Here is a 15757-nt window from a genome sequence, read left to right as displayed (position 1 = left end):
GAATTGAAACGCTTAGGTGCCCCGTGCCGCGCGCGGCATCACGGCTATTGACCGCCGAGCCGCGCGACGAGCGTGTTCGCCGTCTCGCACTCGGTCTTGAAGCTCGCCGCCTTCGATCCCTTGCAGGCGCGCGTGGTGAACCCCTTGAGCATCTGGATTGCCTCCTGCTTGCGCGGCGGATCCAGGGTCGCGTAGGTGCTCCCGAGACTCCAGAGAATCTGCACCGACTCGGGACCATCCGAGGGCGCCACCGCCTTGGCGGCCTCGAGCTCGGACACCATCTCCGCCGTGGACCCCCGGTCCTGGTAGACCGACGCGAGCAGGCTGTGGACGCCGAAGAGGTACTTGTCCCCCGGCTTCGCGAACGACTTCGCCTCCTTGAGCACCTGCTCGGCCTCCTTCGTGTACCCGAGACGGGTGTACAGGTCGGCGAGCGCCGCGTAGTAGCGGATCTCGCTCGGATTGTGCTCGATCGCCTTGGTGAGGTTCTCGAGCGCCTTCTGCTCGTCGTCCGTCCAGAGGTAGACGTTCCCGAGCTGGGAGTAGCAATCCGCGAAGTTGGGGTCGTTCTCGATACACTTCTGGTACGGCTCTTTGGCCTCTTCGTACGAGATCGTCTTCTTCTTCGCCTGCTGCTCGAGCGCCCACCCCCGTTCGAACCAGTAGTTGGCGAACTTCGGGGCGATCTGCGTGGCGCGAGCCAGCGTCGATGCGACCTTGTCCCACGACTCCGACTTCTTGTGTGCCATCGCCAGCTTGAAGAAGATGCGGTGGTTGTTCGGGTCGAGCTTGGTCGCCTGCTCGTACTTGTTGGCCGCACCGTCGGGGTTGACGGCGACCTCCTTGTCGGCCTGATTCGCCAGGATGACGGCCTCCTGGCGATGGCGGCTGCAGCCCAGGCCTGCCGCGCTCGCCGCGACCAGGCCAACCATCAAGAATGCCCCAAGCTTCATCTCGCTCACCTTTCGAATGGCCCCGGCATCGCCGGCCTCTGAGTGACCTGGGCGTCGCGTCGCCCCTCTTCAACGTCCCGGAGTCGGCTGCGCCGCTCCTTCACAGCGTCCCGGAGTCGGCTGCGCCGCTCCGTCCCCAATCCCGGAGACGGCTGCGCCGCTCCGTCCCCAATCCCGGAGACGGCTGCGCCGCTCCGTCAGCAATCTAGGAGACAGGCTGCCCCGCTCCGTGTGGCACCGTCACAAGCGTCCCGAGGTGGCGCGCGTCGAACCTCGCGCGGCGACGCGAGAATAGGCGGAGGCAACCGCGGAAGTCCAGGGCTTCAGACCCCGCGCATGCGCCTCGCTGCAGCGCCTCCACGCGGAGCCCCCGCCCTCCCCCGCGCGGCGGACGCCGAGCTGCCCACCCCACGGCGCTCGCCGCAGACCCCTGGCCGCGCCTGGCGCCGGCCGCATCCAGCGCTGAAACGGAAAACGCCCCGCACTTCGCGTGCGGGGCGTTCGCTCGAACCGAGCGGCGAGGCGGGCTCAGCCGCCGGGGCTGAGCATGATCGGGTAGACGACGGTGACGATACCGCCCTCGGGCTGCGGGAACGACAGGCCGTAGAACGCCCGAACGACGCAGGAAACCACGCCGTTATCGGGCAGATCCGAACCGCCGTTACCCACGTTGGAGACCGCGCCGTCGCGCCCGATGACGAAGCGCACCGCGACACGGCCCTGCAGATTCGGGTTGTTCCTGAGCCCGTTCTCGTAGCAGAGCCGGAATCGACCGAAGTTCTGGCGGACGATACGCTGGATGACCTCGGGGGGCAGACGGCCGCTCACGCTGGTCGCACCCATACGCACCTGCGGCGGCTTGGTGCGATGCGACCCGCCGAGGCGGCCATGGCCGGAGCCGAAGCCCTGGCCGGTGCCGGTGCCGGCGCCGTGCCCGATGGTGCCGATCGAGCCGAGGCCGATGCCCTCGCCGCGCCCGCCACCGCCCTCGCCGATGCCGGAGAGGCCGAGGCCGCCAGCGCCGAACGAGTCGCCGATCTGATCGCCCCACATGTTGCCGCGAGCGCTCAGCGGATCGTTCCCGAGCGAATCGTCGCGTCCCCACGGCGCGGTCGGCGCGTTCGGATCGCCGCCGGCGCCGGCGTTCAGCAGCCCGATCATGCCGAACTCCGCGGCGTCGCGGAGCGCAGCCTGGCGGGCGATGTGCGGATCCGGGTTGTCGGCGGGCCCCTGGACGCCGTAGCGGTTGCCGGTGGCCTTGGTGTTCGGGTTACCCATCGAACCCTCTTCACCCTTGGCGCGGGTACCGGTGCCACCCTCCTTGTTGTCCGCCGCGTTCTCGGCGACCTGCTCGGTCTCCTTCTCCTCCATTTCCTTCTCGGCGGCCGCCGCGAGGTACTGCTGGATGAGGAACTGCTGGTCAGCGGAGATCCCGTCCTCGCCGGTATCACCGAGGGGCGGCATGAAGAAGGCCATCGCCGCGAGCAGCCCGAGGTGAACCGCCATCGAGAGGCCCGTGTACAGCAGGCTCTGCGTGTCCAGCTGGAGGTGGCCGGCCACGACCTTGCCCGCGTTCACGGCGGAGACCTGGAAGACGATGCCGTCGAGCTCGACCTTCGCCTTCCCGCCCGACGGAAGCGCCATCTGATAGGCGCCAGAGAGCTCGGAGCACGGCTGCGTGAGGCCCTGATCGATCGCCTGCTGCACCGTCATCTTCGGCCTACCCGGGATCTCGATGGTGCCGGTCGCGCGGGGCAGGAGCACCACGGAGACCGAGCCGGAGCGATCCGCGAGGATGATGGGCGCCCGCGTCGTACCGAGCTTCTCCGAGGGGATGAAGTAGTCGCACTTGAAGTTCTTCCCCGCCTCCTCCCCCACGTAGAAGGAGCGCGGCGGCGTGAGGTGCGCGACGTGGAGCACGGCGGCATCCCACAGAATCATGATCTCGACGGAGGCCGCCGGGACCTCGGTCTCGTCGCTCGGCACGTCCGGCCCGTTCTTCACGAGCGTGTACGTGTAGGAGCCCTCGGGCGCGTCCGGGGGCACCTCGTCGACGGCCGGCGCCGACTGCGCGAACGGGTTGTTGTAGGAGAACGGGTCCGCCCCGCCCGCGGCGGCCGCGGCGAACGGGTTCCCTGGCGGAGCGGCCGCGAACGGATTCCCGGGCGCCGCAGCGCCGAACGGGTTCCCACCAGGCGCCGCCGCAAACGGGTTGGCGGGAACCGGCTTCGCAGGGCCCGCGGCCGCGGCGACCGCCACCGGCTCCGCGCGCTCCAGCATGATCTTCGTGCCGCCGATCTGGAGCTGATCGCCTGGGCTGATCTTGCACTTGTTGACACGCGCCCCGTTCACCATCGTGCCCGGCTCGTTGCCGAGATCGATGAGCGTGATGTCCTGCGGGGAGGCGACCTCGATGACCGCGTGCATGCGCGAGGCAAGCTCGTCATCGACACGCAGATGGCTCTTCGCGTCCTTGCCTACCTTGACGATATCCTGGGTGATCGTCTCCCTGCGGACGAGCGCCTCGTTCTGGTAGAGCGCAAATGTGAGAGCGACCCTTTGCTTGCCTTCCATCTCCGCCAGCCTTCCCTATGCGCCGCGCGGCGCACGCCCCCAGCACCGGGGGGTAAATCGATAGGGCAGGTGCCAAACCTGCCCGTCACATCAGAGGTTCTCGACCGACTTGAGCATCTCCGGAACGAACGAGGTGCGGGGCCTGATCAGCGTCGTCCGGACAGGGCCGGGCCGCACACGGATGGTGGCGTCGTTGGGGCCGAACCCGCCGGCGTTCAGCGGATCGTCCGAGAACTCGTACCCGTACCCCTCGTCCTTCTTCCCACCGCCAGGAGCCGCTCCCTGCGCGAACGCCGATGAGGCGACCACGCTCGTAAGAACGGCAGCCACGACTCCCGCACCCAATCGGGTCAACCCTCTCATTCCAGCCTCCTCACAATGTTTCGACTCGGTTACAGTGCCATTGTACCGCCTTCCGCGGCGGCCGGTCAACCAGCTTCGCATGCTATCGAGGCAACGGAGAGCACGACCCACACACGCCTCGACAACCGATTCCACCCAAGGTTCCCAGAGAGCTGCGACGAAGACGAAAAAGAGCGAACCCCCTTCTCCTTGATGCAGCTTCGTGCAGCGAGAGAAGGGGGCTCCAGGTGCCGTTGTCTGTCGCACCGCCACGCGGTCCGCCCCGCCCGTCGAGCTCGCCCGGAATACTACCGTATCCCTCGCTCACCCTCCTTGCGACCCGGACCGATCGAGACGTCCGCAGTGGCGGGGCGCATCTTCGTGCGCGACGGGCTCATCCGCAGAGTGAAGCTCGCTGCGGCGTACCTTTGTACGCCTCACTCGCCTGCCCAGCGGCTGAGCCCGCGCCACACGAACCTGCACCCCGCCATCGACAGCGCGCAGGACGAGGCTCCGCTACTGGGCAGGAGCCGGGGCCGGGGTCGTCGCTTCGCCCCCTTCGCCCTCGCTCCCGGCAGCTGCCTCCTGCTCGGCTTCCTTCGTCTTCATGTCGGCCTCGGCCGCCTTCCGCTCGGCCTCGGTCTGCTTGTTGAAGGCGATGATCTGGTCGATCTCGCTCATCCGCTCCTTCGACCGCTTCACCGCGTCGGCGAACTCGGCGCTGGCGCCCGCCTTCTGGATGAATTGACCGAACAGCCCCTTCGCCGACATGAGGGCGCCCTCGGCCCCCTTGCCGCCCGACTTCGCCTTGTACTCCTGGGTCAGGATCGCCTCGTTGTAGTAGGTCTCGGCGCGCTCGGGGGCGACCTTCTTGGCGGCTTCGAGCTCAGCGCTGGCGGCGGCCACCATGCTGTCGAAGTTCGCGTCGTCGATCTGACCGCGCAGGGCGAGCGCGAGGCCCAGATGAGCGTCGTAGTCGTTCGGACGCATCTTCAGGGCCGCGCGGTACGCCTCGTCCGCCTGCTGGAACCCGCGGAACTGGAGGTTCACCGCCGCGTAGTTCATCTGCGCCTCGTAGAAGCTCGGATCGAGCCTCCTCGCGAGGTTGAACTCCTGCACGGCGCCGTTCAGGTTCGCGAGCTCGACCTGGATCATCCCCGCGGTGTTGTGGATCGGCGCGTAGTTGGGGTTCTTGCGGATGGCCTGGGAGCAGACGAGCGCCGCGAGCTCCAGCGCCTGGGTGTCGACCTTCTTCTGCTTGCTGACGTTGGTCGCGACCGCCTTGCCCGTCTTCCTGCCCGCCTTCTGCTTCGCCGTCTCCAGGTAGTAGATCGCGAGCTGGTTGAACGCGGGCATGAAGGCGTCATCGACGGCCAGCGCGCTCTGGATGTACCGCTTCGCGCGCTGGAAGTCGTTGGGCCCATCGTTGTCCGCGACCTGGTTGCCGCGCTTCATGTACAGGAGCGCGAGGTGCACGAGCGCCTCGACGTTCTTGTACTGAGCATCGACGACGGCGGCCTGGCGCATCTCGCTGATCGCCGCGTCGAGGTTCCTCTCGCCCGACTCCGCGAGATTGTAGAGCGCCACCTGGACCCGCGCGGGGTGGAACTTCGGGTTCTTCTGAAGCGCTTGCGTGAAGTGCTTCTTCGCCTCCGAGTCCTTCTTGCAACGCTGGTACGCGAGCCCCGCGTTGTAGATGGCCTCGGCGAACGTCGTGTCCCCTTGCTCGTCCGCCGCGTCCAGGAACAGCTGGGCCGTCGAGCTGCAAGTCGCCTCGGACCAGTCCCCAGCCTTGTCGTGCTGGACCATCGTGTCCATGGCGGTCTTGAACTTGTTGGCCGCCGCGACCGACACGGCCTGACCCTTGCTGTCCGTGATCGTCTTGCCCGTCGTCGGGTCCTTCGCCCCCTGGGCCGAACCGCCGGTGCTGCCGCCGCCACAACCCGTCGCGGCCAGAAGGAGCACCGCAACCGCTGCCAATGAGGTGATGCTTCTCATGTTTCGCTCCATCACTTCCTGGGTCGGGTCGTGGCCCGATCGAGCGCCGAGCCTTCCTTGGACGCGCCACCCGCCGGCGCCGCCTTCTTGTCCTCGCCCGCCTTCTTGTCCTCGCCCTCTTCCTTGTCCTTGCTCGCAGCCGGCTTGTCGATTGCGGTCAGCGCTTCACGGAAGGGGGTCCCGTCGAGGTTCAGCGGCGCAGGGCGTTCGCTCATGCCGGAGTTGACCCGCGACGGCGAGCCACGGAATTCGTCGATGAGGTGGTACTCGGCGCCGTAGTTCTTCGACAGCCACACCTCGCAGGTACGCGAGTAGTCGTCGAAGTACTGGTACTTCACGGACAGGTCGAGGCAGGTCTTGAACGCGCCCTTCGCCATCTGCTTCTGCGGCTCGCTCGCCTCGTCGAGGCGCGAGTAGTACTCACCCCGGATCTCGTCGTACGAGACGTCGGTGCCCGGGACCATGCCGTGCCCCTTCCATTCCTTCGGGATGGGCGCGGCCCGGAACTCGGCGACGAACTTGCCCCACATCTGACCGACGCGCGCACCGGCCGCGATGACCCACTTCGGCGGAGGCGTCGGCTCCAGCTTGAGGATCTTCTGGTACTCGACGTCGGCCGCCTCGATCGCCGGGCGCTTCTTCTTCACCCAGTCGGCGACCTTGGTGTTGATGTGCTTGAGGACGTCCTCGCGGTTCCCGGAGCCCTTGTACTCGGGGAACTTGATCTTATCGACGTCCTTCCGCTTCTGCTCGGCGAAGTGGAAGTAGGCCTCGCCGACCGCGGTCAGCACCTTGCCGAGCCGGCGCAGCTTCTCCGGCTCCTCGCCGCCGATCGCGTCGAGCTTCTTGAGCGCGGCCGCGGGGTCCTTCCAGTAGCCGCGGACCTTGTTGTACTCGCCGTTCGCCGGGGTCACGCTCTTCGTCTGCAGCAGGACGCGCGCGTACATCGCGTGCGCCTGCACCTGGACGTCGAACGTCGCGTTGCGATCGATCTGCGGCATCGCCGTCGACAGCCGCCGGCGCGCCTGATCCCAGTCCTCGCGATCGATGTAGTGCGCGCCGATCGCGAACGCGATCTGCGCGGTCTGCGCCGGCTTCGCCTTGCCGTAGTTCTTGTTGAAGAGGTCGGCGTCCTTGATCGCCTGGTCCTCCTGACCGAGGCCGAGCCGAAGCACGACCGCGTCCTGGAGCGCCTCGGCGGCCTTCTCCCCCTTCGGGTTCTCGCGGGCGTAGCGCTCGTACCAGTTCGCCGCCTCGTCGTAGACCGCGATCGCCTGGTAGTTGCCGCCGATCTCGTAGATCGACGTCTTCGCCAGCTCGGTGTTGTGGAGGTTGTAGCGCGGGTCGAGCAGGATCTTGCGGGCCGAGATCGACTTGGCGATGAGGCGGGCGGCCTGGAACGCCTTGGCCGCGTTGTAGAGGATCTCCTCGCTCTTCTCGCACGCGGACTGCTTCGCCTCGCAGGCGGCCTCGCCGTACTTCTTCCACATGTCCATGTAGGCGACGGCGGCCTTCTCGTAATTCTTGAGGGCCTCGACGCCGCCGGCCGCGTCAGCAGCCTCGACGAGCTTCTGCGCGCGCAGGCGCTCGATGTCGCGCTGGATGCGGATCAGGATGCCGCACTGCTCGGCGTTCTCCTTCTCCTTGCCGCCCTTGCAGTAGAGATCGATGAACTTGGGCACATCCGCGGCCATGTCGTCGTAACAAGACGGACGCGGCGGGTCCATGTTCGCGCCGAGGACGTTGAGCGACTCGAGGTAAAGCTGAGACGCGTAGATGCCGACTTCCTTGTCGGCGTGGTTCAGCGCCACGTCGCGGAACGCGAGCGCGGCCTCCTCCCAGTGCTGCGCCTCGAAGTACGTGCGGCCGCGCGCGTACTTCACCTCGACGTACTGCTCCTGGGCCTCCTTGTCGTTGGCCGCGGGCTTGATGTAGCAGACGTACCGGTTGAAGGCGGTGATCATGCCCTTCTGGCTGTCACTGAAGTCCTTCGGCTGGAACTTCGCCTTCTCCGCCTTCTTGTCGCCCTTCTTGCCCGTCCCCCCGTCGGGGAGGTTGCCGGACCCCTTCAAGTGGGAGCCGTCCTTGTGGGTCTCGGTGTAGATGTTCTGGTAGCAGAGCACCGAGGCGTACGCGGCCTCAGCCGCCTGCGGCCCGTTCGGGTCCTCGGCCACGACCGAGTCGAACGCGGGACCGCACTTGGCCCAGTCCTTCTGGAAGTACAGAAGGTCGGCCATCGCGTACTTGATCTTGAAGATGTTCGGCCAGTCCTCCTTCAGGATGCGGGGGAACTCGAACTTGGCGAACTGCTCCTGCTTGAAGTTGTTGACGACCTTGTCGTAGAGCTGCGCGGCGAGCTGCATCGTCTTCTTGTCGCCGGTGCCGCGCACGCCGCCCGAGCCCACCGCCTCGAGGTGCCAGGCCATCGCCGTCTCGGTCAGCAGACCGGCGGTGATGTTCGAGCACTTCAGCTTGGCGTCCGCCGGGTGCCCCTCGCCCTGGAACTTGTTGTGGACGTCGAGCTGGCGCCCGAGCTCGCCGATGATCTGGTCCTTGTTGCCAGACTTCATGGCGAGCGTCGCCTCCGCGATGTGCCCCTGGTAGACGCAGTACCTCGGGCCCCGATCGCGGGTCATCAGGTCGGTGTAGAGCTCGATGCCCTCCTTGTAGTGACCGGTGTCGAGGTAGTTCTGCCCGAGGTCGTCCATCATCTTGAACGTCTTCTCGGAGCTGCCGCTCGCGTCGCCGCTGAGCGGACGCAGGAAGTCGTGGGACTTCCGCGGGTCGCCCGCGAGCGCGTAGACGGGGATGATGTCGCGCCGCGCCGAGACCGCGAGCTGCGCCGCGTTCGGCATCTGCTGGAACTGCTGCCCGTACTCGATCGTCTTCTTGAACTCGCTGATGGCGCGGGCGAAGTCGCCCTTGTTCCAGTAGACGTACCCGAGCTTGTAGTGGGCGTAGCCCCAGACCTTGTTCTCGGGCGGCGGGTACTGGGTGACCTTGACGTACGACTGCTCCGCCAGGTCCCACTTGGACGGGTCGCCCTGCGCCTCGTTGAAGAAGAGCTCACCGAAGGCGAGGTACGCGTTCGGGATGTACTTCGAGTTCGGCCAGTTCTTGATGAGCTCGAAGTAGACCTTGCGAGCGTTCTCGAGCTGCTGGGCCTGCTCGTACTCGTAGGCGAGGTAGTAGAGGACCTCGTCCGTGCAGCCCGTGCTCTTCGCGGGGTCGGCCGCGTTGGTGCTCTGGCAGTACTTCGGATACTGCGTCTTCAGGTCCGTGTAGTACTTGATCGCCTGCTTCCGCGCGAGGACGAGGATCTTGTCGGCCTTGGCGATCTCGGCCCGGAGCCCGGCGACCGCCTTCGGCTTCTTCCGCTTGGCCTCGTCCGCCTTGATCTGCCCCTCGGTCTTGTCGCGGAACGCCGCCGACTCGAGCTCGACGTAGCCCTCGGCGAGGCGCCGCATCAGCTTCGGCCGGTCCGGCGCGTTCTTCGGCGTCGAGGAGTACAGCCCCTCGAGCCCCTGGATCTCCGTAACGAGCAGGCTCCTCACCTTCGGGGCGAGGCGATTTCGCCGCTCGTCGCGCTGCGCCGAGGCCTGTGAAGCCGTCGGATTGGTCGGCTTCGTCAAGTCCTCGCGCTTCTTCAGCTGGATCCCCTGCGGGGCAGACTTGAAGCTGACCTGCGGCTTCTTGCCCGCCGACACCTGGAGCTTGCCGCCCGGACAGGCGGCGATCGCATCCTTCGCCGGCTGCGTGATGCACGCGTCGGCCGCCGACGCGGGGCTCGTTGTGACCGCGCACGCCGCCACGGCCAACGTACCCGCCGCCGCGCGGAGCGCATGCAGTACACCGAACTTCGACTGCTTCATCTCCATCTCCGTCCCTCCGCCACGGACCCCCGTGAGGAAGCGCTGCCTGCCCCGCGACCTCGGGCCGCGGGGCCAACCATGATGAAATCGCTCACTTGCTGCACTTCGACGTCACGACCTGCCGGTAGAAGCCGAGCTCGTCGCGCCAGTACTCGCCGTCGAACGGCCAGAGCACGTGCTCGTCGTCGGGCTTGACGACGCCGTACGTGAGCGCGTCCTCCTTCGACAGCTGGCCGCTGACGACCTGCTGATCGAGCTTGTTCCTCTCGGCCGCGGTGATGTCGATGAGGATCTTCGACGAGTCGCGGAGGTGCTCGTTGAGCTCGTCGAGGTTGCGCTGGTAGCGCTCCCGGCCGAGCGTGCCGGCGTTCCGGATCGCGAGGCTCCTCGCGAACTCGAGCGCGTCGGTCACGTCGCTGCCGACCGGAGAGTTGCGGAAGTTGGCGGGCGCCTTCTTGAACCGATCCGCCTCCTCATCGAGGATGCGCACGTACTCCATGTTGCGGCGGAGCTGGCGGTCGGAGAGCGCGTTCTCGACGATCGGCCGGACCCTCGGCGGGATGTCGCCCTTGCCGGCGCCCACGTCCTTCAGGAACTGGAAGAAGCGCTCCTCGTTCCCCTCCCCCTGGTACCGCACCAGGATCGACTCGAGGTCCTTCTTGATCGGCTCGTACTTCTTCTTCATCTTCGCGACGATCGTGGTCGCGTCGCCGTACTGGCAGATCGTGAACGAGACGACGGCCTTCAGGATGTCGGCCTCGGGATAGAACGAGTTCGGGAAGTAGGGCGACTCGATCGTGTGGATGTTGCCGAGCGCCTGCGGGTACAGCCCGGCCATGAAGTACGCCCAGGACTGCTCGAAGAGGCTGTCCAGCCAGTACTCGCTCGCGACGTCGACGCGGTTCCAGTACTTGACGGCGGCCGAGAGCTTCGCGGCGTCGATCGTCGGAACGTTGTTGTCGTCGAGGCGGACGGAGGCCGAGTAGTAGGTGCGCGCCATCGAGAGGAACGCGAGGTCGCGCATGCGCGCCTCGTCCTCGAGGCCCTCGACGCCCTCGTCGATCGCCTGGACGATGCGCTGGAACGACTTGACAGCCGGCACCGACTTGCGCAGCTGCACGTACGAGATGCCGCTGAAGAACTGGGCCTGGACGTAGTACTTGCTGTTCGGATCGACCTTGGCGAAGAGGCTGATGGCCTCCTCGTAGTTCCGGTTCCGGTACTTGTAGCGGCCGAGCAGGTAGTTGAGCTGCCAGTAGAGGTCGCGCTGCTGGGGGTTGTTGAACCGCGCGATCTGCTCGGTCTTGTACTTGCCGACGCGCTCGATGATGTCCGCCGGCTCCGGGAGCTGCGTCGCGAGCTTGGACAGCCAGAGCAGCGTCTCGTTGAACTTGAGGTGGTTCGGCTTGTCGGCGATCTGCGAGAAGATCGCGTAGCTCGCCTGGTAGAACTGGAGGCGGTAGAGCGCGATCGCGAGGTGGTACTGGGCGATCTGCTTGTTGCCGTCGTCATCGCCGGTGTCGCCGTCGACGACGCGCTTCAGCTGCCGCGCGGCGTCGCTCCACCGCTCGCTGTCGAAGAGCCGCTTGCCCTGCGCCGCCTCCTCCGTCATCTGGCCCGCGGTCACGGGGCCCGCATCCTCGTCGGCGCTGACCTCTTTGCTGGGCATCTTGTCGCCCTTGGCGTCCGCCTTTTCAGCCGCGACGGGCTTACCTTTGCCGGGCTGCGCATGCCCCACGGCGGGGGATAGCAACAGGGCAGAAGCTACAAGGCAGATACTCGCCACCCGGTTCCGCATCGTCGTTCCTCGCTTTCGGCGACGTAAAGATCGTGGCCCCTTCGCCCCGTTCGCGGCTCCACACACGGAGAACGCGCGCCGTAGACCCCCGAGGCAGCTCGGTCAGGAACCAAAAAGTTCAATGAGAATCAACGGATACTTGCGTGTGGCCGGGGATGGTAGGATTGTGGCGCGCAGCTTGTCAAGCGATGCCGGGCGAGGGGCCCCCTCTTGCATTCCCGTCCTGAGACACCGGGCGCCGGGTCGACCTTGGGGTTGCGCACTGCGTAGGAGTCGACGGTGGAATTATCGAACGGAGGCGCGCTCGCTTCCTTAAACGAGATCGTCGCGCCGTGGCCGCACTGTTGCCGCCCAGGCGGCAGCCTGACCGTCCGCTGCCAAGGGACCAGCGCGCTCAGGGTCGAACGCCTCGCACCGGCGGCGCCCGCCCACCTCGGCGACGTGGACGGGCGCGGCCCATCCGGCTGTTGACGCTCGAGGCGCGCTTCGTCTAGGGTCCAACCGCTGACGTTGTGCCTTTGAGCACCTCGACTTGAGCGTTTTCTTGCCTCCCGTCCGCGCGCCTCTGCAGAAGCGGTGGCGCGCACCGCCGCCGAAGGAGCACGTTCTGATGACCCGTTCCATTCTGTCCGGCCTGCTCGGCCTGCTCAGCGTCGTCGCAATGGCGAGCCTGCCCTCCGCGTGCGAGAGCGGCGGCGTCGGCGACCCGTGTCTGCCCGAAGACGAGTACGATCCGCAGTTCGCTGGCTTCAAGGTGACGGAAGAGAACATCGAATCGCGATCCTTCCAGTGCCAGACGCGGATCTGCCTGGTGAACCACTTCCAGGGGCGCGTGAGCTGCCCGCTCGGCCAGGAGGCGCCCGCGACGTGTACGCCCGGGCAGGGCGGGTGCACCAACTGCGTGCTGTCGGAGTCGTACTACGCGCCCGACTGCGATCCGACGAAGCCGGATGGCGGCAACAGCCAGTGCCTCAGCGGCATGTGCGACAGCGCGGGCGCGTTCTGCCGCTGCGATGGCAACGAGGACTGCCCCAGCGGTGGGTGGACCTGCAACACGGACAAGGGGGTCTGCGAGCTGTACATCTGCCGCGACAACCTCGGCACTGACTGCCAGGACCCGACCAAGTCGGCTGCGGAGAACGAAGGCAAGCCTTGCTGCGTGCCGGGGACCAAGGATCCGGTCGCGGCGCCTGTCTGCGGCCAGTGCGCCGGCACCTCGAACCGGAACGCGCAGCAGGCGGTGTACTGCTCGTGCCGGTGCGGCGTGGCCGATGGCGAGCCGGACGACCCGAACTTCAACTTCTGCGAGTGCCCGCAGGGCTTCACCTGCTCGGAGATCCGGCCGAACGTCGGCCTCGGGGACCCGAACATCACCGGCAAGTACTGCATCAAGCAGAACACCCAGTTCGAGAACGAGGGGGCCTGCGGCGACGTGCAGGGCCGCGCCAACTCGGACCAGTGCGAAGGCTTCTAGGCGTCGGGTGACCGGCCGTCGCGGCTCGCGAAGCCCTCGCCCGACGACGGCCGATCTGGCCGGCACCTTCCTCTCCCTCCCTCCCAGCGACGATCCAGGCTCACGCGACGGGCGCGCCGCCACGCGCAGCGCGCCGGCGGCTTCGGCGACGAGCCGGACCGCTATCGGGCCCGCCGGCGCTCCGGCGGCCGACGCGCGGCGAGCGCTCGGCGCGCGCGCGGAGGACGCGGTGGTCGCTCACCTCGCCGCGCAGGGCGTGGAGATCGTCGCGCGCAACGCGCGGGTCGGGCGGCTGGAGATCGACGTGGTCGCGCGCGACGGCCCCGTCATCGTGATCATCGAGGTGCGGACGCGCGGCGCCGGCTCGTACGTCCGCGCCCTCGACAGCATCGACGCGCGCAAGCGCGCCCGCGTGCGGCGAGCGGGTGAGCGGCTCTGGCGCGCCACGTTCTCGCGCGTGCGCGGCGTGGAGCGGATGCGCTTCGACGCCGCGTCCGTGACGTTCCTCCCGAGCGGCGAAGCGACGGTCGAGATCGTCAAGGCCGCCTTCTAGCGCGGTGCTCGCGCGCTGCGGATACGGGCCCATCTCGACGTTTTCGGTACTCGGCGTACTGAAGTACGCCTCCGTGCCGACAACGCCGATCTGGACCCGTCTCCTGTGCGCGCGAGCACCGCGCGGCGACGGTACGGCCGGAGGGATCCGGGCGAGGCCGTGCGGGAGCGCGCGGCCTGAATTCTCTTATTTTTGGCTTGATTTTAGGCTGGATTCGGGCAGCGCGATCGTCGACCGACCGCGCGCGGGCTCGATCACGCGTCGAGCTGCTCCTGCATCTCGCTGCGGAGGCGCTTCAGCTGGGAGAGGCCCTCGGGGTCGATCTCCATCGTCCCCTTCTGGGCGCGCGCCCCCGCCTCGAGCTTCTCGAGGATCGCATCCATCTTGGCGATCTTGCCCTGCTGGCGCGCCCTCAGGTCCTCGACCATCTTCTCGAACGCCTCGAAGAAGTGCTGGAGCTCGTCGCCCTTCCGGAGCTTCTCGCGCACGATCAGCTTGCCCTCGCCGACCTGACGGAGCAGCCGCTTCATCTTGAAGATCGGCCCGGCAATCTTGTGCGTGAAGACGATGCCCGCGACACCGACGCCGAGGACGAGCAACGACAGGAGCGCGACGATGAGGCGGAGCAGCATCTGCTGGTTGTTCGCCACGTCGGCGGCCTGCCGCTCGAGCGCCTCCGCCCGCTGCTGCAGCGTGGCCGCGTCGCGCTCGAGCCGCGCCTGCTCGTCCTTGAGCTTGCTCTCGTCGCGCTGCGCCGCCTCGCCGAACGTCTTCGCGAGCTCGGGGTCGTCCTTGTACTCCTTCGCGATGTTCATCGCGACGACCTCGCTGACCCGACGGCTCTGGACGAGCACCTCCTGGCCGCGCTTGACGGTCTCCTGCCCCTGACGGACGGTCTCCTGTCCCTGCTGCACGGCGCTGCGGCTCTGCTCGATGATCTTCGAGCTCGCGTTCCAGAGGAGGATCCCGAGCGCCACGGAGAGCGCAAGGCTGATCCCCACGAGGAACCCCGTGTATTTCAGCTGGAAGTTCTGGTCGAGCAGGTAGTTCCGCGCGCTCCGCTGGTAGCGCGCTCTGACCTCCGGCGCGGAGGTCTGCGGGGCCGTGCTGGAAGCGTCGCTCATGGGATCCTCGAAGCTGGCTGGAGATGACAAGGGTCGTGAGGCACTGGAAAAGCCAATATCGAGCAGCGAAGGTGCGTCACAGCGAGGCGACGACCTTGTGGAAGGTGTCGACCGCGTTCTCGACGCACATCTTCATCAGGGTGTTCTCGCTCTGGACGTCTTTCTTCGGGGTGCCGCTCTGCGTGAGCTTCGGCGCGAACTCACCCTGGAGCGACTTGGCCGGATAGGTCCACATGCTGACGCGGACCACCTGGGTGAGGTTGCCGCCCTGGTACACGGCGGGCTCGACCGTGGCGAGGAGATAGAAGCCCTTCAGCTTCTTGCCGTTCAGAATCTTCTTGCCTTGCGCCACCGTCTCGCCCTTGGGGGCGACCGCGTAGCCGGCCTTCGCGAGGAGCTTCGACTGTATCGCGGCGCGCACGAGCGGCTCGATCTCGGACTCGGGGCGGCCGCTCTTGTTCGTGATCTCGATGGCGACGTAGTACTTCGTGTCCGCGCCCGGAGGCGGCGGCGCCGCGGAGCCGCCCCCGCCGCCGGCGGACAGCGCCGCGATCGACTTCTGCATCTGCGACTTGACGGCCGGCGTCTGCTCGCGGCCCTCGGCGCGCTCCAGGCACGCGAGCCCCGCGGGCTTGCCGAGCTTGCCGAGCGCCGCGGCCGCCGCGACCTTGACGGACGCGTTGCTGTCCGTGAGCGCGTCGCAGAGCGGCCTCGTGGCGGCGTCGTCTCCCGACGCGCCGAGCGCGAGCGCCGCCTGCGTGCGGACGCGATAGTCCTCGTTGGTCCTGAGCTGGTCGGCGAGGTAGCTCGTGCGCTGATCCGCGTAGAGCCTCGTGGGTATCAGCGAGAGTACAAGCGTCACAACCAGCAACACGAGCACTGAAAAGGGCCGACGCATTCCACGTCCGACGATACACGAGCGCATCGCCGCCGTGGCGATCGGATCAGCGGGTCTACACCCGAAAATTGGCGCGCACACGCTCGCACTTTTGCCTTGCATTCGCTCGCTCCTCGCTGCGACCAGACTGGACGGTTTGACGCGGCCTGCCCGCGGCGCTTCAACGCGTGA

At 67.2% G+C, this 15757-nt stretch carries 10 protein-coding genes; 2 read left to right on the top strand and 8 right to left on the bottom strand.

The window, feature by feature from the left end:
• Positions 1–44 precede the first annotated feature (44 nt).
• From WMF22_RS16045 to WMF22_RS16020, 6 genes are all read right to left on the bottom strand, one after another.
• Positions 45–953, bottom strand: a complete 909-nt coding sequence (locus tag WMF22_RS16045) for a tetratricopeptide repeat protein (protein ID WP_437299944.1) — start codon at positions 951–953, stop codon at positions 45–47.
• Between the two features lie 528 nt (positions 954–1481).
• Positions 1482–3527: an AgmX/PglI C-terminal domain-containing protein gene (locus WMF22_RS16040; protein ID WP_437299943.1), complete on the bottom strand. Its 2046-nt coding sequence runs from the start codon at positions 3525–3527 to the stop codon at positions 1482–1484.
• 90 nt (positions 3528–3617) lie between these two features.
• Positions 3618–3857 carry a hypothetical protein gene (locus WMF22_RS16035; RefSeq protein ID WP_157906686.1) on the bottom strand — a complete coding sequence of 80 codons (240 nt, stop codon included), beginning with the start codon at positions 3855–3857 and terminating at the stop codon, positions 3618–3620.
• A 528-nt stretch (positions 3858–4385) separates the two neighbouring features.
• On the bottom strand, positions 4386–5867 hold the full coding sequence (locus tag WMF22_RS16030; protein WP_437299942.1) for a tetratricopeptide repeat protein: 1482 nt from the start codon (positions 5865–5867) through the stop codon (positions 4386–4388).
• A gap of 11 nt (positions 5868–5878) precedes the next feature.
• A complete protein-coding gene (locus WMF22_RS16025) occupies positions 5879–9739 on the bottom strand; it encodes a tetratricopeptide repeat protein (protein ID WP_437299941.1) in 3861 nt (1286 codons plus the stop codon).
• Between the two features lie 91 nt (positions 9740–9830).
• Positions 9831–11408, bottom strand: a complete 1578-nt coding sequence (locus tag WMF22_RS16020; protein WP_438036289.1) for a tetratricopeptide repeat protein — start codon at positions 11406–11408, stop codon at positions 9831–9833.
• Positions 11409–12147: 739 nt separating this feature from the next.
• On the opposite strand from WMF22_RS16020, the gene WMF22_RS16015 reads away from it, so the two are divergent.
• Positions 12148–13011, top strand: coding sequence for a hypothetical protein (locus tag WMF22_RS16015; RefSeq protein ID WP_437299939.1), 864 nt, complete (start codon positions 12148–12150; stop codon positions 13009–13011).
• 7 nt (positions 13012–13018) lie between these two features.
• Positions 13019–13564, top strand: coding sequence for a YraN family protein (locus WMF22_RS16010; RefSeq protein ID WP_437299938.1), 546 nt, complete (start codon positions 13019–13021; stop codon positions 13562–13564).
• 254 nt (positions 13565–13818) lie between these two features.
• Here WMF22_RS16010 and WMF22_RS16005 read toward each other — a convergent pair whose 3' ends face one another.
• Together WMF22_RS16005 and WMF22_RS16000 are read right to left on the bottom strand one after the other, a co-directional pair.
• Positions 13819–14688 carry a HAMP domain-containing protein gene (locus tag WMF22_RS16005; protein WP_437299937.1) on the bottom strand — a complete coding sequence of 290 codons (870 nt, stop codon included), beginning with the start codon at positions 14686–14688 and terminating at the stop codon, positions 13819–13821.
• A gap of 76 nt (positions 14689–14764) precedes the next feature.
• Entirely contained in the window at positions 14765–15550 is a 786-nt protein-coding gene (locus WMF22_RS16000) for a HEAT repeat domain-containing protein (protein WP_437299936.1), read from the bottom strand.
• Between the last annotated feature and the right edge of the window lie 207 nt (positions 15551–15757).

This window comes from Sorangium sp. So ce204 (assembly GCF_051526795.1).
GTDB lineage: Bacteria > Myxococcota_A > Polyangia > Polyangiales > Polyangiaceae > Sorangium > Sorangium cellulosum_B.
Note: the sequence above shows the minus strand (reverse complement) of the source record. Positions and strands in the feature narration are given on the sequence as shown.